Origin of the sequence: Pseudomonas sp. TAE6080, from assembly GCF_018732265.1 — a bacterium.
GTDB classification, from domain to species: Bacteria; Pseudomonadota; Gammaproteobacteria; order Pseudomonadales; family Pseudomonadaceae; genus Aquipseudomonas; species Aquipseudomonas brenneri.
On the sequence record NZ_JAHIDY010000001.1, the window covers coordinates 126,435 to 143,600 of the forward strand.

General features: G+C 58.8%; 19 protein-coding genes. 14 read left to right on the plus strand and 5 right to left on the minus strand.

Annotated elements, in window-relative coordinates:
- Window positions 1-221 precede the first annotated feature (221 nt).
- Window positions 222-1,484 carry an ATP-binding protein gene (locus KL786_RS00585; RefSeq protein ID WP_215516379.1) on the plus strand — a complete coding sequence of 421 codons (1,263 nt, stop codon included), beginning with the start codon at window positions 222-224 and terminating at the stop codon, window positions 1,482-1,484.
- A complete protein-coding gene (locus KL786_RS00590; RefSeq protein WP_029291924.1) occupies window positions 1,477-2,037 on the plus strand; it encodes a response regulator transcription factor in 561 nt (186 codons plus the stop codon). The genes KL786_RS00585 and KL786_RS00590 overlap by 8 nt, the downstream gene beginning before the upstream one ends.
- A gap of 122 nt (window positions 2,038-2,159) precedes the next feature.
- On the opposite strand, the gene KL786_RS00595 is transcribed toward KL786_RS00590, so the two are convergent.
- Window positions 2,160-2,597 carry a Z-ring associated ZapG family protein gene (locus tag KL786_RS00595; protein WP_032860127.1) on the minus strand — a complete coding sequence of 146 codons (438 nt, stop codon included), beginning with the start codon at window positions 2,595-2,597 and terminating at the stop codon, window positions 2,160-2,162.
- Window positions 2,598-2,744: 147 nt separating this feature from the next.
- On the opposite strand from KL786_RS00595, the gene KL786_RS00600 reads away from it, so the two are divergent.
- The 3 genes from KL786_RS00600 (at window position 2,745) to zapE (ending at window position 5,928) form a co-directional block, all read left to right on the plus strand.
- Window positions 2,745-3,374 carry an alpha/beta hydrolase gene (locus KL786_RS00600; protein WP_215516380.1) on the plus strand — a complete coding sequence of 210 codons (630 nt, stop codon included), beginning with the start codon at window positions 2,745-2,747 and terminating at the stop codon, window positions 3,372-3,374.
- Between the two features lie 24 nt (window positions 3,375-3,398).
- Window positions 3,399-4,754 (plus strand): tryptophan--tRNA ligase, encoded by a 1,356-nt coding sequence (locus KL786_RS00605; RefSeq protein ID WP_215516381.1) that lies wholly within the window; start codon window positions 3,399-3,401, stop codon window positions 4,752-4,754.
- A gap of 79 nt (window positions 4,755-4,833) precedes the next feature.
- The gene (gene zapE, locus KL786_RS00610; protein ID WP_215516382.1) at window positions 4,834-5,928 is read left to right on the plus strand and encodes a cell division protein ZapE; all 1,095 of its coding nucleotides are present in this window, start codon (window positions 4,834-4,836) and stop codon (window positions 5,926-5,928) included.
- Between the two features lie 129 nt (window positions 5,929-6,057).
- Here zapE and KL786_RS00615 read toward each other — a convergent pair whose 3' ends face one another.
- On the minus strand, window positions 6,058-6,978 hold the full coding sequence (locus KL786_RS00615; protein ID WP_215516613.1) for a GlxA family transcriptional regulator: 921 nt from the start codon (window positions 6,976-6,978) through the stop codon (window positions 6,058-6,060).
- A gap of 220 nt (window positions 6,979-7,198) precedes the next feature.
- On the opposite strand from KL786_RS00615, the gene KL786_RS00620 reads away from it, so the two are divergent.
- The gene (locus tag KL786_RS00620; protein WP_215516383.1) at window positions 7,199-8,335 is read left to right on the plus strand and encodes an acyl-CoA dehydrogenase family protein; all 1,137 of its coding nucleotides are present in this window, start codon (window positions 7,199-7,201) and stop codon (window positions 8,333-8,335) included.
- 113 nt (window positions 8,336-8,448) lie between these two features.
- Here KL786_RS00620 and KL786_RS00625 read toward each other — a convergent pair whose 3' ends face one another.
- On the minus strand, window positions 8,449-9,489 hold the full coding sequence (locus KL786_RS00625; RefSeq protein ID WP_215516384.1) for an NADP(H)-dependent aldo-keto reductase: 1,041 nt from the start codon (window positions 9,487-9,489) through the stop codon (window positions 8,449-8,451).
- A 247-nt stretch (window positions 9,490-9,736) separates the two neighbouring features.
- Here KL786_RS00625 and rplM point away from each other — a divergent pair, with 247 nt between their 5' ends.
- From rplM to KL786_RS00665, 8 genes are all read left to right on the plus strand, one after another.
- Window positions 9,737-10,165 carry a 50S ribosomal protein L13 gene (rplM, locus tag KL786_RS00630; RefSeq protein ID WP_029291908.1) on the plus strand — a complete coding sequence of 143 codons (429 nt, stop codon included), beginning with the start codon at window positions 9,737-9,739 and terminating at the stop codon, window positions 10,163-10,165.
- Between the two features lie 14 nt (window positions 10,166-10,179).
- Window positions 10,180-10,572 (plus strand): 30S ribosomal protein S9, encoded by a 393-nt coding sequence (gene rpsI / locus KL786_RS00635; protein WP_003216038.1) that lies wholly within the window; start codon window positions 10,180-10,182, stop codon window positions 10,570-10,572.
- 267 nt (window positions 10,573-10,839) lie between these two features.
- Complete coding sequence (gene petA / locus KL786_RS00640) at window positions 10,840-11,433, plus strand: ubiquinol-cytochrome c reductase iron-sulfur subunit (protein WP_032860120.1); 594 nt, start codon at window positions 10,840-10,842, stop codon at window positions 11,431-11,433.
- A complete protein-coding gene (locus KL786_RS00645) occupies window positions 11,433-12,644 on the plus strand; it encodes a cytochrome b (protein WP_003188526.1) in 1,212 nt (403 codons plus the stop codon). The genes petA and KL786_RS00645 overlap by 1 nt, the downstream gene beginning before the upstream one ends.
- On the plus strand, window positions 12,644-13,423 hold the full coding sequence (locus KL786_RS00650; protein WP_032860119.1) for a cytochrome c1: 780 nt from the start codon (window positions 12,644-12,646) through the stop codon (window positions 13,421-13,423). The genes KL786_RS00645 and KL786_RS00650 overlap by 1 nt, the downstream gene beginning before the upstream one ends.
- A 150-nt stretch (window positions 13,424-13,573) precedes the next feature.
- On the plus strand, window positions 13,574-14,191 hold the full coding sequence (locus KL786_RS00655) for a glutathione S-transferase N-terminal domain-containing protein (RefSeq protein ID WP_027604841.1): 618 nt from the start codon (window positions 13,574-13,576) through the stop codon (window positions 14,189-14,191).
- 17 nt (window positions 14,192-14,208) lie between these two features.
- Window positions 14,209-14,625: a ClpXP protease specificity-enhancing factor gene (locus KL786_RS00660; RefSeq protein WP_215516385.1), complete on the plus strand. Its 417-nt coding sequence runs from the start codon at window positions 14,209-14,211 to the stop codon at window positions 14,623-14,625.
- A 151-nt stretch (window positions 14,626-14,776) separates the two neighbouring features.
- A complete protein-coding gene (locus KL786_RS00665) occupies window positions 14,777-15,523 on the plus strand; it encodes a FadR/GntR family transcriptional regulator (protein ID WP_215516386.1) in 747 nt (248 codons plus the stop codon).
- 13 nt (window positions 15,524-15,536) lie between these two features.
- On the opposite strand, the gene KL786_RS00670 is transcribed toward KL786_RS00665, so the two are convergent.
- Entirely contained in the window at window positions 15,537-15,731 is a 195-nt protein-coding gene (locus KL786_RS00670) for a hypothetical protein (protein ID WP_215516387.1), read from the minus strand.
- 180 nt (window positions 15,732-15,911) lie between these two features.
- A complete protein-coding gene (locus tag KL786_RS00675; RefSeq protein ID WP_215516388.1) occupies window positions 15,912-17,069 on the minus strand; it encodes a phospholipase in 1,158 nt (385 codons plus the stop codon).
- Window positions 17,070-17,166: the final 97 nt, after the last annotated feature.

Sequence of the window (17,166 nt, forward strand, 5' to 3'; positions counted from 1 at the left end):
ACTCCTTGAGGGTGATCGTGTTCGATAAGACTGTAGACGGGCGATTTGGGTTCGTCGGGTTACAAATTCTCTACACCTTGGCGCGATGCCGACGAACGGTCAATTTGCATCCGGCGTTCCTGATTGTGTGACCTGCGTCAAAGGGCCACACACACGCTGTCGATACCCTGGCTTCGTTTATACTCCTTGCGATCCGCCTGGAGCGCTCATCAGGAGAGCTCATGCTCGCCCCCGTACAACTGACTTCCGCCACTCGCCAGAACCTCTGGCGCCTGACGTTTATCCGCACCCTGGTCCTGGCCGCCCAAGCCGGTTCCGTGGGGCTCGCCTATTGGTTTGAGCTGCTGCCGTTGCCCTGGCTGCAACTGTGGGTGACCTTGGGTTTTTCCACGGTGCTGTGTGTGTTCACGGCCATCCGCCTGCGTACCACGTGGCCGGTGACGGAGCTGGAGTATGCCCTGCAACTGGCCTGCGACCTGTTTATCCACAGTGTGTTGCTGTATTTCTCCGGTGGCTCCACCAACCCGTTTGTTTCCTATTACCTGGTGCCGCTGACCATTGCTGCCGTGACGTTGCCGTGGCGCTATTCGGTGATCCTGTCGGGGATTGCCCTGGCGCTCTATACCTTGTTGCTGGCGCAATTCTATCCCCTGGAAACCTTCCCGATCGCCCGGGAAAACCTGCAGATCTACGGCATGTGGCTGAGCTTTGCGTTGTCGGCGGCGGTGATCACGTTTTTTGCCGCGCGCATGGCCGAAGAGCTGCGGCGCCAGGAAGAGCTGCGCGCTATCCGCCGCGAAGAGGGCCTGCGCGACCAGCAACTGTTGGCAGTGGCGACCCAGGCCGCCGGCGCAGCCCATGAGCTGGGTACGCCGTTGGCGACCATGAGCGTGCTGATCAAGGAAATGCGCCAGGACCATCACGACCCGGCGCTACAGGACGACCTCAGCGTGCTGCAGGAACAGGTCAAGCAGTGCAAGCAAACCTTGCAGCAACTGGTGCGCGCCGCTGAAGCCAACCGGCGCCTGGCGGTGGACATGCAAGACGTCACCCAGTGGCTGCACGAAGCGCTGAACCGCTGGCACCTGATGCGCCCCGAAGCCAGTTACCGTTTCCACCTGTTGGGGCAGGGCGCGGTACCGCGCATGGCGCCACCGCCGGACTTGACCCAGGCATTGTTGAACCTGTTGAACAATGCAGCCGACGCCTGCCCGGAAGGGCTGGAGGTGCAACTGGACTGGGATTCGGAAACCCTCACCATCAGCATTCGTGACCACGGCGCCGGTGTGCCGCTGGCCATCGCCGAACAAATCGGCAAGCCATTCTTTACCACCAAGGGCAAAGGCTTCGGCCTGGGCCTGTTCTTGAGCAAGGCCAGCGTGACCCGCGCTGGCGGCTCGGTGAAACTTTACCCCCATGAGGAAGGCGGCACGCTCACCGAGCTGCGCCTGCCCCGTGCTGCACGAGGAGACATCGATGAGTGACGAGATCCAAGTCGAAGGCGAAGAACTGCCGCACCTGTTGCTGGTAGATGACGATGCCACCTTTACCCGCGTGATGGCGCGCGCCATGAGCCGTCGCGGGTTTCGCGTCAGCACCGCAGGCTCCGCTGAAGAAGGCCTGACCATCGCCCAGGCCGACCTGCCGGACTACGCGGCACTGGACCTGAAAATGGACGGCGACTCCGGCCTGGTGCTATTGCCCAAGCTGCTGGAACTGGACCCGGAAATGCGCGTGCTGATCCTCACCGGCTACTCCAGCATTGCCACCGCCGTCGAGGCGATCAAGCGCGGTGCCTGCAACTACCTGTGCAAGCCGGCCGATGCGGATGACGTACTGGCCGCGCTGCTCTCCGAGCACGCCGACCTCGACACCCTGGTGCCGGAAAACCCGATGTCGGTGGACCGCCTGCAGTGGGAGCACATCCAGCGTGTGTTGACCGAGCATGAAGGCAATATCTCGGCGACTGCCCGAGCGTTGGGCATGCATCGCCGGACCTTGCAGCGCAAGTTGCAGAAGCGCCCGGTACGCCGCTGAGGGCGGTACTCGGTCAGTGTGGGAGCGAGCAAGCCCGCTCCCACATTTGGTTTGTGTAGATTTAACAAAAAGCCCGGCTGATCATCGATCAGCCGGGCTTTTTGTTGTGGCTTGAAAGCGACTTACTTCTTCAGGCCGTAATGCTCATCCAGCATGCCGGGGGCGTTCGGCGTTTTGGGTGCGTAGTCCCGTGGTGGCTCCTGGTTTTCCCGAGGTGGGGTCAGGCGTTCCCGCGGGGCTTGCGCGGCATCGGAGTGCAGTGCTGCCAGCAGACGCTGACGGGTGATGTCGTCCAGGGCCAGGCGATTGGCGCCATCGGCGAGGTGATCCTGTACTTCCTGGTAGCTCTGGGTGAGCTTCTTGACCAGGGTCGCGGTGCTGTTGAAGTGGGTAACAACCTCGTTCTGATAACTGTCAAAACGTTCCTGGATGTCGTCCAGCTGACGCTGCGTGCGGTTAGGCGCGGCATTCGGCAGCAGGCGAGCAATCAGGAATCCAATGGCGACACCGGCAACCAGGGCAAGAGTCGGCAACAACCAAACTAAGAGCGAGTGTTCCACGAGTCCTTCCTCTATAAACGGCTTTGCTTTACGTTAACGGCTCGGACCTGCGCTGTATACCGCGATTAAGCTCGCAATGATGCCATGCACAGACTTTTAGCTAGACGAGTCGACCCCTTGAGAGGTCACGGAGTTCATTCCTTGCTCATGCGTGAAACCCCTGTTTTGATCGATGGCCCGGTAGGCCAATTGGAAGCCCTGTATCTGGATCACCCCGAGCCACGTGGCCTGGCGCTGATCTGCCACCCCAACCCGGTGCAGGGTGGCACCATGCTTAATAAAGTCGTATCGACCTTGCAACGCACCGCTCGCGATGCCGGTTTGATCACTTTGCGTTTCAATTACCGTGGCGTGGGTGCCAGTGCCGGTACCCACGACATGAGCACCGGTGAAGTGGACGATGCGCAAGCGGCGGCCGGTTGGCTGCGTGAAAAGCACCCGGACTTGCCCATCACCTTGTTGGGTTTCTCGTTCGGTGGATTTGTTGCTGCAAGTCTCGGCGGGCGCCTGGAAGCCAAGGGCGAAAAACTCGCGCACCTGTTCATGGTGGCTGCGGCGGTCATGCGTTTGCGTGATGAGGACGTGCTGCCACAGGACTGCCCGCTGACCCTGATCCAGCCGGAAACCGACGAAGTGGTCGACCCGCAGACCGTCTACGACTGGTCCGCGGCCCTGAAACGCCCCCATGAACTGCTGAAAGTGGCAGAATGTGGACACTTTTTCCATGGCAAGCTGACGGATCTCAAGGATCTGGTCCTGCCGCGCCTTTCGAATTGATAGCAGTCTGATAAGCGATTACCCATGACGACTCGTACCCGTATCCTCACCGGCATCACCACCACCGGCACACCGCACCTGGGCAACTACGCCGGTGCCATCCGCCCGGCGATCCTCGCCAGCCAGGATGCCAATGCCGATTCGTTCTACTTCCTGGCCGACTACCACTCCCTGATCAAGTGCGATGACCCGCAGCGCATCCAGCGCTCGCGTATGGAAATCGCCGCGACCTGGCTGGCCGGTGGCCTGGATGTGAACCGGGTGACGTTCTATCGCCAGTCCGATATCCCGGAAATTCCCGAGCTGACCTGGCTGCTGACCTGCGTCGCGGCCAAGGGCCTGCTCAACCGCGCCCACGCCTACAAGGCCTCGGTGGACAAGAACCTGGAAAGCGGCGAAGACCCGGATGCCGGGATCAGCATGGGCTTGTACAGCTACCCGGTGCTGATGGCGGCGGACATCCTGATGTTCAACGCGCACAAGGTGCCGGTCGGCCGCGACCAGATCCAGCACGTGGAAATGGCCCGTGATATCGGCCAGCGTTTCAACCATCTGTTTGGCAAGGGCCGTGAGTTCTTCACCATGCCCGAGGCGTTGATCGAAGAAAGCGTCGCCACCTTGCCGGGCCTGGATGGACGCAAGATGTCGAAAAGCTACGACAACACCATCCCGTTGTTCACCAGCGCCAAGGACATGAAGGACGCGATCTCGCGGATCGTCACCGACTCCCGCGCGCCGGGTGAGGCCAAGGATCCGGATAACTCGCACCTGTTCACCTTGTACCAGGCGTTTGCTACCCCGCAGCAGGAACAACAACTGCGCAGCGAACTGCTCGACGGCCTGGGCTGGGGCGAGGCGAAGAACCGCCTGTTCCAGTTGCTGGACGATCAGCTGGGCGAAGCCCGCGAGCGTTACCATCAATTGATGTCGCGCCCCTCGGACATGGAAGACCTGCTGCTGGTCGGCGCCAAGAAAGCCCGTGCGGTTGCCGGCCCATTCCTGCAAGAGCTGCGCGAAGCCGTGGGCCTGCGCTCGTTCGTCAACCAGGCCGCCGAGGCAGTCAACACCAAGAAGAAGGCGGTGAAGGCCGCACGCTTTGTGAGCTTTCGTGAAGACGACGGCAGTTTCCGCTTCCGCCTGCTGGCGGCCGATGGCGAGCAGTTGCTGCTGTCGCGCAACTTCGCCGACGGCAAGGCGGCGGGCGCTGCGACCAAGCAGTTGCAGTCCGGCCAGGCGCTGGATGTGCGCAGTGAAGCTTCAAGCTTCAGTGTGTGGCTCGAAGGCGCGTGTGTCGCCGACAGCCCGGCCTTTGCCGACGCCGCTGCGCGGGATGCCGCCATCGAAGCCGTGCGCGTGGCGTTGACGCCCATCGAGGACTGACCCGACCAAGGGTTGATTGCCATTATCCGGGGCCGTCGTTACAGTGACGGCCCGTTTTTGTTGCCTTGCTAACGAAATTATGACGCCCCTAGAACGATATCAAGCTGATCTGAAGCGCCCCGACTTTTTCCATGATGCGGCCCAGGAAACGGCGGTGCGCCATTTGCAGCGCCTGTACGAAGACCTGGTCGCAGCCTCGCAGAGCAAACCCGGGATGCTCAGCAAGTTGTTTGGCAAGAAAGACCTGGTGCCGGTCAAGGGCCTGTATTTCTGGGGGGGCGTGGGCCGAGGCAAGACGTACCTGGTCGATACCTTCTTCGAAGCGCTGCCGTTCAAGGAAAAATCGCGCACGCACTTCCACCGCTTCATGAAGCGTGTGCACGAAGAGATGAAGACCCTGCATGGCGAGAAGAACCCGCTGACCATCATCGCCAAGCGCTTTTCCCAAGAGGCGCGGGTGATCTGCTTCGATGAGTTCTTCGTGTCCGATATTACCGACGCGATGATCCTTGGCACCCTGATGGAAGAGTTGTTCAAGAACGGCGTGACCCTGGTCGCCACCTCGAACATCGTGCCCGACGGCCTCTACAAGGACGGCCTGCAACGCGCGCGCTTCCTGCCGGCCATCGCGCTGATCAAGCAGCACACCGATATCGTCAACGTCGACAGCGGCGTCGACTACCGTCTGCGTCACCTTGAGCAAGCCGAGCTGTTCCACTTCCCCCTCGACGAAGCGGCCCACGAAAGCCTGCGCAAGAGCTTCCGCGCGCTGACGCCGGAATGCACCCAGGCGGTGGAAAACGATAAGTTGATGATCGAAAATCGCCAGATCATTGCCCTGCGCACCTGTGATGACGTGGCCTGGTTCGACTTCCGCGAACTGTGCGACGGCCCGCGCAGCCAGAACGACTACATCGAACTGGGCAAGATCTTCCACGCGGTGATCTTGAGCGGCGTCGAGCAAATGAGCGTGACCACCGACGACATCGCCCGGCGCTTTATCAACATGGTCGATGAATTCTACGACCGTAACGTCAAGCTGATCATCTCGGCCGAAGTCGAACTCAAGGACCTCTACACTGGCGGTCGCTTGAACTTCGAATTCCAGCGAACCTTGAGCCGCTTGCTGGAAATGCAGTCCCACGAGTTCCTGGCGCGGGCGCACAAGCCCTAGGCAAACACCGAACCAAAATGTGGGAGCGGGCTTGCTCGCGAATGCGGTGTATCAGTCGACTTATTCGTTAACTGACACATCGCATTCGCGAGCAAGCCCGCTCCCACATTTGGTTGTGTCCGGCTTTAGTCAGGCGGCCTGCTGGAACTGCTGGCGATACTGGTTCGGCGACAGCTCCGTGTGCTGCCTGAACAGCCGCGCAAAGAAGCTCGCATCGTCATAACCCACTTCATAACTGATGGTCTTGATGCTCTTGCGGCTGCCCGACAACAGGCCCTTGGCGGTCTCGATCCGCAGGCGTTGCAGGTAGTGCAACGGCTTGTCGCCTGTCGCGGTCTGGAACCTGCGCATAAAGTTGCGGATGCTCATGCCGTGTTCGCGGGCGACATCTTCAAAGCGGAACTTGTCGGCGAAGTGCTCTTCAAGCCAGTGCTGGATCTGCAGGATGATCACGTCCTGGTGCAGCTTCTGCCCGCCAAAACCGATGCGTCCCGGCGCGTAGCTGCGCTGCACTTCGTAGAGAATGTCGCGGGCTACGGCCTGGGCGATGTTGGCGCCGCAGAAACGCTCGATCAGATAAATGTAGAGATCGCAGGCCGAGGTGGTGCCGCCGGCGCAGTACAGGTTGTCGGCGTCGGTCAGGTGCTTGTCCTGATTGAGCTGGACCTTGGGGAAGCGCTCGCTGAAGGCATTGAAGAAGCGCCAGTAGGTGGTCGCCTCCTTGCCATCGAGCAGGCCGGCTTCGGCGAGCCAGAAGACTCCGGTGGCCTCGCCACAGAGCACTGCACCCCGGGCATGCTGCTCGCGCAGCCATGGCAGGATCTGCGGGTAGCGTTTGCTCAGGGCGTCGAAGTCATCCCAGAAGGCCGGCAACACAATGATGTCGGCGTTTTCCAGGCCGCCGTCCACCGGCATGATCACATCGCTGAAGCTGCGTACCGGTTGCCCGTCGGGGCTCACCAGACGGGTTTCAAAGGCAGGGGTGAGGCCCTGGCCTAGCTGTTTGCCGTAACGCAGGCTGGCGAGGTGGAAGAAATCCTTGGCTTGCATGAGGGTTGAAGCAAACACCCGATCAATGGCCAAAATGCTGACGCGCCGCAGGGGCGTGGAGACGAGGCTAGACATAATTTCGATTATTCTTATAGGGGAAAGTGGTCAACTAACGGCTGGATCGTCTTATTTTTTGTCGCATGTGTCCAGTGTCCTGTGACGGCCGTGCAGCTTAGGCTCTGTGATCTTGTTTTTGTCTGACAATCGACGCAGGTGACCCATGATTCCCAGAACCTTGTTCAGCTCGGAGCACGAACTCTTTCGCCAGAGCGTGCGCACCTTCCTCGAAAAAGACGCGGTGCCGTTCCACGCGCAATGGGAAAAGCAGGGGCATATTGATCGCAACCTGTGGAGCAAGGCGGGGGAGGCGGGCATGCTCTGTTCCCATCTGCCGGAAGAGTACGGCGGCCTGGGCGCGGACTTTCTCTACAGCACCGTGGTGATTGAAGAAGTCGGCCGGCTGGGCCTGACCGGGATCGGTTTTTCTCTGCATTCGGACATTGTTGCGCCGTATATCCTGCATTACGGCAGCGAGGTGCTCAAACACAAGTATTTGCCCAAGCTGGTCTCCGGGGAGATGGTCACGGCGATTGCCATGACCGAGCCGGGCGCCGGGTCCGACCTGCAAGGGGTCAAGACCACCGCCGTGCTGGATGGCGACGAATATGTGATCAATGGCTCCAAGACCTTTATTACCAACGGTTTCCTCGCAGACCTGGTGATTGTGGTGGCCAAGACCGACCCTAAGGCCGGCGCCAAGGGCACCAGCCTGTTCCTGGTCGAGGCCAATACGCCGGGCTTCGACAAGGGCAAGCGCCTGGAGAAGGTCGGGATGAAGGCCCAGGACACCTCCGAGCTGTTCTTCCAGGATGTACGCGTACCCAAGGAGAACCTGTTGGGCCAGGCCGGGATGGGCTTTGCCTACCTGATGCAGGAGCTGCCCCAGGAGCGCCTGACCGTGGCCATCGGCGCCCTGGCCTCGGCCGAAGCTGCATTGCAGTGGACGTTGGACTACACCCGCGAGCGCAAGGCGTTTGGCAAGGCGATTGCGGACTTCCAGAACACCCGTTTCAAACTGGCGGAGATTGCCACCGAGGTGCAGATCGGCCGGGTGTTTGTCGACAAGTGTCTGGAGTTGCATCTGCAAGGCAAGCTGGATGTGCCCACGGCGGCGATGGCCAAGTATTGGACCACCGACCTGCAATGCAAGGTGCTCGATGAGTGTGTGCAGTTGCACGGCGGCTACGGCTATATGTGGGAATACCCGATTGCCCGGGCCTGGGCGGATGCGCGAGTGCAGCGCATTTATGCGGGGACCAACGAGATCATGAAGGAGATCATTGCGCGGGCATTGTAAATCTTCAGTGCCTTTGAGGGCCTCATCGCAGGCAAGCCAGCTCCCACATTTTGATGTGTGAATACAGTCGAATGTGGGAGCGGGCTTGCTCGCGAAGGCGGCTTAAAGATCAATCAAGGCGCAGGGTTGGGATGGTCCTTCTGAATCGCCTCAATCCCCTCCAGCACCTCTTTCGACAGTTTCAGCTCGGCACTCGCGATATTGCTATCCAATTGCTCTAGTGTCGTGGCACCAATGATATTGCTGGTCACAAACGGCTGTTGCGTCACAAACGCCAGGGCCATCTGCGCCGGGTCCAGGCCGTGCTCGCGGGCCAGGGCCACATAACGGCTGCAAGCCGCTTCCGACTGCGGGTTGAAGTAGCGGCTGAAGCGGCTGTACAGGCTCAAGCGGCCCTTTGCCGGCCGTGCGCCACCTTCATACTTGCCGCTGAGCATGCCGAAGGCCAACGGCGAATACGCCAGCAAGCCACATTGTTCCCGGATGGCAATCTCCGCCAGGCCTACTTCAAAGCTGCGATTGAGCAGGTTGTAGGGGTTCTGGATCGACACGGCGCGGGTCCAGCCACGGGCTTCGGCCAGGGCCAGGAACTTCATGGTGCCCCACGGCGTTTCGTTGGACAGGCCGATATGCCGGATCTTGCCGGCCTTGACCTGTTCATCGAGCGCTTCAAGGGTTTCTTCCAGCGGCGTCAGGTCGGGCTCATCCTTGTGCTTGTAGCTCAATTGCCCGAAGAAGTTGGTGCTGCGCTCCGGCCAGTGTAGTTGGTACAGGTCGATCCAGTCGGTCTGCAGGCGCTTGAGGCTGGCATCCAGGGCCTCGACGATATGTTTGCGATTGTGCTTGAGCTGGCCATCGCGGATGTAGTCGATGGTATTGCCGGGGCCGGCGATCTTGCTGGCGAGGATCCAGTCGGCGCGGTCGCCTCGGCTCTTGAAGTAATTGCCAATGTAGCGCTCGGTGGTGGCATAGGTGTCGGCCTTGGGCGGCACTGGGTACATTTCGGCTGTATCGAGGAAGTTGATCCCCGCGCCTTTGGCCCGTTCGATCTGGGCGAAGGCCTCTGCCTCGGTATTCTGCTCACCCCAGGTCATGGTCCCGAGGCAGATCTCGCTCACGTTCAGGTCGGTCCGGCCCAGCTGTCGATACTTCATCGGGTGCTCCTTCGGCAAAACAATCATAAAAGCAGGTTGAATTTTTTTTCGCAATCTGCATAATTGCCCACCTCTTTCTGCAGTGGAAGTGATGCGCCGCCTGCCGAAGAATCTTGCCGTTGAACGGACGCGCTGACCCGAGCCCCCGATAGCGTCTGTATCCGGCTGCCTTTGACTTGTCAAAGTACGCACTATTCAGTAAGATCCGCCGTCTAATTTACAGGGCGGCCCCTGAGGCTATTAAAGAATGACAACTTTTACTGCAAAACCGGAAACAGTTCAGCGCGACTGGTTTGTCGTCGACGCCGCTGGTCAGACCCTGGGTCGTCTGGCCACTGAAGTCGCCAGCCGTCTGCGTGGCAAGCACAAGCCTGAGTACACCCCTCACGTTGATACCGGTGACTACATCGTGATCATCAACGCTGAGCAGGTTCGTGTAACCGGCAACAAAGCAAGCGACAAAATGTACTACCGTCACTCCGGTTTCCCAGGCGGTATCAAGTCTTCGAACTTCGAAGGCCTGATTGCCAAGAAGCCTGAAGCCCCGATCGAGATCGCGGTTAAAGGTATGCTGCCGAAGGGCCCACTGGGTCGCGACATGTATCGCAAGCTGAAAGTCTATGCGGGCGCTGCTCACCCTCATGCTGCTCAGCAGCCCCAAGAACTGAAGTTTTAACGGAATAGTTCATTATGTCGGCGACTCAAAATTACGGCACTGGCCGTCGCAAAACCGCAACCGCACGCGTTTTCCTGCGTCCGGGCACTGGTAACATCTCGATCAACAACCGCACTCTGGAAAATTTCTTCGGTCGCGAAACTGCCCGCATGGTAGTTCGTCAGCCGCTGGAACTGACCGAGACCGTTGAAAAGTTCGACATCTACGTCACCGTTATCGGTGGCGGTGTAAGTGGTCAAGCTGGCGCAATCCGCCACGGTATCACTCGCGCTCTGATGCAGTACGACGAAACCCTGCGCGGCGCTCTGCGCAAAGCTGGCTTCGTGACTCGCGATGCCCGTGAAGTTGAACGTAAGAAAGTCGGTCTGCGTAAAGCGCGTAAGCGTCCGCAGTACTCGAAGCGTTAATTCGCTTTACGTTCCACAAAAACGCCCAGCCTCCTCACGGAGCTGGGCGTTTTTTATTGCCCGCGTTTTATGCAGGTTTTTTCTGTGTGACAACTTGCCACATCCGTAGACCCCCTATACTACAAGGCTTGGAGCTTGGGCTTCGGGTAATTACCTTGTCAGAGGTGGGGCTTTTCATTACCATTCGGCAAAATTTTTATAAGTTCAGATTTAATACTTAGTAGACGCCTGATTTAACAGGCCAAAAAGCTGATGGGAGAGGACTGAATGAGCAATGACGGCGTGAATGCAGGCCGGCGTCGCTTCTTGGTAGCAGCCACATCCGTGGTGGGTGCTGCAGGAGCGGTGGGGGCTGCGGTCCCGTTCGTGGGGTCATGGTTTCCCAGTGCCAAGGCGAAAGCCGCAGGTGCACCGGTGAAGGTGAATGTCAGCAAGATCGAGCCAGGCCAGCAGATGATTGCTGAATGGCGCGGCCAGCCAGTATTCATCGTTCGTCGTACCGAGGAAATCCTGGGGAATCTGAAGAAGATCGAGGGCCAGCTGTCTGACCCCGAGTCCAAGAATTCCGAGCAACCCGCCTACGCCCAAAACGAAGCGCGTTCGATCAAGCCAGAAATTCTGCTGCTGGTCGGTCTTTGCACGCACCTGGGTTGCTCGCCGACCTTCCGCCCGGAAGTCGCGCCTGTGGACCTGGGCAAGGACTGGGTTGGCGGTTATTTCTGCCCTTGCCACGGTTCCCACTACGACCTGGCCGGTCGCGTCTACAAGTCCCAGCCTGCCCCGTTGAACCTGCCGGTTCCGCCGCACAACTACGAATCTGACGACGTTATTGTCATTGGTGTCGATAAGGAGAGCGCGTAATGAGCAAGTTCATGGATTGGGTGGATGCGCGCTTCCCCGCCACCAAAATGTGGGAAGACCATCTCAGCAAGTATTACGCGCCGAAGAACTTTAACTTCTTCTACTTCTTTGGCTCCCTGGCACTGCTGGTGCTGGTCAACCAGATCGTTACCGGTGTCTGGCTGACCATGAGCTACACCCCGTCGGCAGAAGAGGCGTTTGCTTCCGTCGAATACATCATGCGTGACGTCGAGTACGGCTCGATCCTGCGTCTGCTGCACTCCACAGGCGCTTCGGCGTTCTTCATCGTGGTCTATCTGCACATGTTCCGTGGCTTGCTCTACGGGTCGTACCAGAAGCCACGTGAGCTGGTGTGGGTGTTCGGCATGCTGATCTACCTGGCGCTGATGGCAGAGGCCTTCATGGGCTACCTGCTGCCTTGGGGCCAGATGTCGTATTGGGGTGCCCAGGTGATCATCTCGCTGTTTGGTGCGATCCCGGTCATCGGCAACGACCTGACCCAGTGGATCCGTGGTGACTACCTGATCTCCGGCATCACCCTGAACCGCTTCTTTGCCTTGCATGTGGTGGCCTTGCCGATCGTGATTCTCGGCCTAGTGGTGCTGCACATCCTGGCGTTGCACGAAGTGGGCTCGAACAACCCGGACGGCGTGGACATCAAGAAGCACAAGGACGAGAACGGCATTCCGCTGGACGGCATTCCTTTCCACCCTTACTACACCGTGAAAGATATCGTCGGCGTAGTGGTGTTCCTGTTTGTGTTCTGCTCGATTGTGTTCTTCTTCCCGGAAATGGGCGGCTATTTCCTCGAAAAACCGAACTTCGAACAGGCGAACGCCTTCAAGACCCCGGAACACATTGCCCCGGTCTGGTACTTCACCCCGTTCTACGCCATTTTGCGGGCGATTCCCGACAAGCTCATGGGCGTTATCGCCATGGGTGCAGCCATTGCCGTGCTGTTCGTGTTGCCGTGGCTCGACCGTAGCCCGGTCAAGTCCATGCGCTACAAAGGCTGGCTGAGCAAGATCTGGCTGTGGGTGTTCTGCATCTCGTTCGTGATCCTGGGCGTGCTGGGTGTACTGGCGCCAACCCCTGAGCGTACGTTGCTGTCGCAGGTCTGCACCTTCCTGTACTTCGCCTACTTCATTCTGATGCCGTTCTACACCCGGCTTGAGAAGACAAAACCGGTTCCGGAAAGGGTGACTGGCTGATGAAAAAATTATTCGCTGCATTGATTCTTGCTGCCCTGCCGGCCCTATCCTTTGCTTCCGGTGCAGGTGTTGAACTGGAAAAAGTCGACATCGACGTTTCTGACAAGGCGGCCATGCAAGACGGCGCCCGTACGTTCGCCAACTACTGCATGGGCTGCCACAGCGCCAAGTTCCAGCGTTACGAGCGCGTTGCCGATGACCTGGGCATCCCGCATGACCTGATGCTCAGCAACCTGGTGTTTACGGGCGCCAAGATTGGCGACCATATGAACATCGGCATGCAACCAGCCGACGCCAAGGCCTGGTTCGGCGCTGCTCCGCCCGACCTGACCCTGGTGGCGCGTGTACGTGGTACCGACTGGCTGTATGGCTACCTGAAGTCGTTCTACGAAGACCCGACACGCCCCTGGGGTGTGAACAACAAGGTCTTCCCGAACGTTGGCATGCCTAACGTGCTGGTCGGCCTGCAAGGTCGCCAGGTGGTAGGATGCAAGCAGGTTCAAGTCGTTGAAAACGGCAAGAAGCAATATGACCCGCTGACCGGCACGCCGTTGACCCATGAAGCTTGTGATCAACTGACCATCGTGCCCAAGAGCGGTGCGCTGAACGAGGAGCAGTTCGACGAGAAGGTCAAGAACCTGGTGACCTTCCTGGCGTACTCCGCCAACCCGGTCAAACTGGAGCATCAGCGCATCGGTACCTATGTGTTGCTGTACCTGGCTTTCTTCTTCGTATTCGCTTATTTGCTCAAGCGTGAATACTGGAAGGATGTGCATTGATCCAACCTTAGGCAATTGCTGTTAATCTTGCGCGCCCAGCGACGTCTCTGAACGGGTAACGCTCTGGTTGATCCAGGTGTTACGGGAGATGCTTTCTGGGCGCGCTCGTTTTTGAGCTTTCGATAATTTCAACAAGCGAGGAGGACCGCCATGGGCGTGACCAATCGGTTGGCCTGTTACTCCGACCCCGCCGACCACTATTCCCACCGAGTACGCATCGTGCTCGCAGAGAAGGGTGTCAGCGCCGAGATCATCAGTGTGGAGGTGGGACGTCATCCGCCGAAACTGATCGAAGTGAACCCTTACGGCAGCTTGCCCACCCTGGTCGATCGTGACCTGGCGTTGTGGGAGTCAACCGTGGTGATGGAATATCTGGATGAGCGTTACCCCCATCCACCTTTGCTGCCGGTTTATCCCGTGGCACGTGCCAACAGCCGCCTGCTGATCCATCGGATCCAGCGTGACTGGTGTGGGCTGGTGGATCTGATTCTGGATACACGCAGCAAAGAAGCGGCCCGTGTGCAGGCGCGCAAGGAATTGCGCGAGAGCCTGACCGGCGTTTCACCGCTGTTCGCCGACAAACCTTTTTTCCTCAGTGAGGAACAAAGCCTGGTCGATTGCTGCCTATTACCCATACTCTGGCGTTTGCCGATTCTGGGCATTGAATTGCCGCGGCCTGCCAAGCCGCTGCTTGATTACATGGAGCGCCAGTTTGCGCGTGAGGCTTTCCAGGCAAGTCTGTCTGGCGTCGAACGCGATATGCGCTAAGGCTTAAGGAGCCGTTGATGAACTCCAGTCGACCTTATCTGGTCCGCGCGCTCTATGAGTGGATTGTGGATAACGATTGCACCCCGCACATGCTGGTCAATTCCGAGTTTCCTGCGGTGCAGGTGCCACAAGGTTTTGCCAGTGATGGACAGATTGTCCTGAACGTTTCGCCCAGTGCCGTACGTCAACTGCACATGGACAATGAAGCGGTCAGCTTTGAGGGGCGTTTTGGCGGGGTACCGCATACGCTCTATGTGCCTATCGGCGCGATCCTGGGGATTTATGCCCGGGAGAATGGCCAGGGCATGGTGTTTGATCTGGAGTCGTCTCTTGAAGACGACGAAACGATCGAAGTTGAAGATGATGACCTGCCGCCACCAGACTCCGAGCCTCCGCGCCCTACCGGCCGGCCGAGCTTGAAAGTGGTGAAGTGACAGAGCATGAGCCTGCGGGTGTGTGCTGAATAAAATGCCCCGGCTTTGGCCGGGGCATTTTTTTGCCCGCTACAAAGTCATGGTGAACGGTGATCGTACAACCCGCTTGGGCTATGATGCGCCTTTGGATCATCGAGATAGTTGGCTACCCATGGAAAACCTCAGCACCGCCCCGCGTCTTCCCCGCAAGCGCCGCAGCCTTGCCCAGGAATTGGTCACGGTGTTGTCCGAGCAGATCCGCGACGGCCAGCTCAAGCGTGGCGACAAGTTGCCCACCGAGTCGGCGATCATGGATGCCCATGGGGTCAGTCGTACGGTGGTGCGCGAGGCGATCTCGCGCTTGCAGGCGGCCGGGCAGGTGGAGACCCGGCATGGTATCGGCACCTTTGTGCTGGATACGCCGAGCCCCAGCGGGTTTCGCATTGATCCAGCCACGGTGGTGACATTGCGTGATGTACTGGCGATCCTGGAGCTGCGTATCAGCCTGGAAGTGGAGTCCGCCGGTCTCGCGGCCCAGCGTCGCAGTGACGAGCAACTGGCGGCGATGCGCGCGGCCCTCGATGCCTTGAATGAAAGTGCGGCGCACGCCAGCGATGCGGTGGCCTCGGATTTCCAGTTCCACCTGCAGATTGCCTTGTCCACCGGCAACCGCTACTTCACCGATATCATGACCCACCTGGGCACCAGCATCATCCCGCGGACCCGCCTGAATTCAGCGCGCCTGGCCCATGATGACCAGCAGCACTACATGAGCCGCCTGAGCCGTGAGCACGAAGAGATTTACGAGGCGATTGCCCGCCAGGATTCGGATGCGGCGCGGGCGGCGATGCGGTTGCATTTGACTAACAGTCGGGAGCGGCTGCGCCAGGCTCATGAAGAGGCGCAGGCGCAGCGGTAATGCGTTGAAGTGCTTAGGCTGATTCTAGGTCAAGCGTAATGCTCTCTACCAGTCCATTGGCGTCGTAAATGAATGTCTTTTCGATGATCTTATAACGTTCCCCATCCATAATGACAAAGTCGCCTGTGTTGGGTAGATCTTCAACGCTGATGTTGGAAGTATGAGTTTTTTTGGTTCCTTTAAAATTGACCTTAACTTTATTCGCCATGATAAACCTCATTGATCAAGAAGGAGATTGTGGAGGGCGGTTCTCGACACGTTGCTTAGATGGCCTCGTGAAGACAACGCTACGTTAGGGGGGGCGAAAGTGGATCGATACTGTCAGAATTCACAGTTCCGATAAGCGGTACCCCACACGCAAGCCATGCGCGTATGGGGCCCAGGGCTCTTAAGTTGTAGGCGTATTCGGCTTGTAGTCCTTAAGCAACAAATACGTACTCCAACCCCACCAATCATTGGTCCACTGCTTGTCATTCAGGTTGTTGACGTCCTTGCGCCGCAACACCTTGTCGCCTTCAGCCTTGAACAGCGGCGAAAAGTTATTCGCCGGGTTGTTCGCCGCATTCAGGTCCGGCACATGCAGCGGTGCCTTGAACGTGGCTGGGGAGGGCGCGATACCGCTGATGTACGCGTCGAATATCTCGTCGGCCGAAGCCTGCACGGCACGCTTGACCTGGGTGCGGTTGGCGGCATCGTTGCTATCGAAATAGCGCTTGTCACCATAGGCATGCCATTCATCGCCCAGTGCGTTGCGCACGTTAAGCCCGAACTTGCTGTCTTCATCGTGCATAAAACGACTGATCAGCGAACCCAATTCCCCCGGTGTGACCACCGCCGCCAGTTGCTTGCGCGGGACGCGCAGGTGGCCGGCGGAGAACAGATCGGTCAGAAAGTGATCGGCAAAGCTGTTCATGGCGTAGGCCAATTCCAATTGCTGATCACTGCCGCTCTGGTGAGCTACTACCGCTTGTTGCAGGGCGGCGGTATGCCCGGCCAGGTAGGCTGACAGCGCCCATTCGCCAAAGTGGTCGGCATTGTCTGCCGCCAGCTTCAGATAGCGACCCAGTGGCACCATCGCTGATACGACGCTGCCGCCGCCAGTGATACGGTTCCACTCTTCAGACAACGTATCTCCTAACGCATCATAGGCCTCGTGCGGTTGTTTGCCGTCCTTGATGGCCTGCTTGACTGCATTGATCTCTTTTTGCATGACCGCGAGGATTTGGCCCGCTTCGGCCCGCGATGCCGGCAAAGTTGCCAGCGAGTTAAAGGCCGCGGTAAAGCGCTGCACGCGCTCAGCGGGTGACGCGCCGTCACTGATGGGTTGACCGGGGATACCGTAGAAATCACCCCCCAGGGAGATGATCTGGCCATAGGTCAGGGCCAGGCCGTTGGGCAGGTGCAACTCGACTTTAGCGCCCGGAATAGAAGGCTCTCCCCGCACAAAGCGCAGTTGGGTGTCATCGCCAATAGCGGTGTGCTCGCCGCCCTCGAAACGCAGGGAAGGGATAGGGTTTTCGGTGTTGATCGATTTAAGTTCTGACATGTTAGCTCCTTGCTATGTCGTAGGACTCTTCCTTGTTAGCTGTATGTATATACAGCTGTTGCGAGAATAGAGGAATAATTTCCTACGTCAAGGCGCT

What these genes read in the sequence shown, in the direction of transcription:
- KL786_RS00585 (WP_215516379.1), top strand. Translation starts at nt 222, where the DNA reads ATGCTCGCCCCCGTACAACTGACTTCCGCCACTCGCCAGAACCTCTGG.
- KL786_RS00590 (WP_029291924.1), top strand. Translation starts at nt 1,477, where the DNA reads ATGAGTGACGAGATCCAAGTCGAAGGCGAAGAACTGCCGCACCTGTTG.
- KL786_RS00600 (WP_215516380.1), top strand. Translation starts at nt 2,745, where the DNA reads ATGCGTGAAACCCCTGTTTTGATCGATGGCCCGGTAGGCCAATTGGAA.
- KL786_RS00605 (WP_215516381.1), top strand. Translation starts at nt 3,399, where the DNA reads ATGACGACTCGTACCCGTATCCTCACCGGCATCACCACCACCGGCACA.
- zapE (WP_215516382.1), top strand. Translation starts at nt 4,834, where the DNA reads ATGACGCCCCTAGAACGATATCAAGCTGATCTGAAGCGCCCCGACTTT.
- KL786_RS00615 (WP_215516613.1), bottom strand. Translation starts at nt 6,978, where the DNA reads ATGCAAGCCAAGGATTTCTTCCACCTCGCCAGCCTGCGTTACGGCAAA.
- KL786_RS00620 (WP_215516383.1), top strand. Translation starts at nt 7,199, where the DNA reads ATGATTCCCAGAACCTTGTTCAGCTCGGAGCACGAACTCTTTCGCCAG.
- KL786_RS00625 (WP_215516384.1), bottom strand. Translation starts at nt 9,489, where the DNA reads ATGAAGTATCGACAGCTGGGCCGGACCGACCTGAACGTGAGCGAGATC.
- rplM (WP_029291908.1), top strand. Translation starts at nt 9,737, where the DNA reads ATGACAACTTTTACTGCAAAACCGGAAACAGTTCAGCGCGACTGGTTT.
- rpsI (WP_003216038.1), top strand. Translation starts at nt 10,180, where the DNA reads ATGTCGGCGACTCAAAATTACGGCACTGGCCGTCGCAAAACCGCAACC.
- petA (WP_032860120.1), top strand. Translation starts at nt 10,840, where the DNA reads ATGAGCAATGACGGCGTGAATGCAGGCCGGCGTCGCTTCTTGGTAGCA.
- KL786_RS00645 (WP_003188526.1), top strand. Translation starts at nt 11,433, where the DNA reads ATGAGCAAGTTCATGGATTGGGTGGATGCGCGCTTCCCCGCCACCAAA.
- KL786_RS00650 (WP_032860119.1), top strand. Translation starts at nt 12,644, where the DNA reads ATGAAAAAATTATTCGCTGCATTGATTCTTGCTGCCCTGCCGGCCCTA.
- KL786_RS00655 (WP_027604841.1), top strand. Translation starts at nt 13,574, where the DNA reads ATGGGCGTGACCAATCGGTTGGCCTGTTACTCCGACCCCGCCGACCAC.
- KL786_RS00660 (WP_215516385.1), top strand. Translation starts at nt 14,209, where the DNA reads ATGAACTCCAGTCGACCTTATCTGGTCCGCGCGCTCTATGAGTGGATT.
- KL786_RS00665 (WP_215516386.1), top strand. Translation starts at nt 14,777, where the DNA reads ATGGAAAACCTCAGCACCGCCCCGCGTCTTCCCCGCAAGCGCCGCAGC.
- KL786_RS00670 (WP_215516387.1), bottom strand. Translation starts at nt 15,731, where the DNA reads ATGGCGAATAAAGTTAAGGTCAATTTTAAAGGAACCAAAAAAACTCAT.
- KL786_RS00675 (WP_215516388.1), bottom strand. Translation starts at nt 17,069, where the DNA reads ATGTCAGAACTTAAATCGATCAACACCGAAAACCCTATCCCTTCCCTG.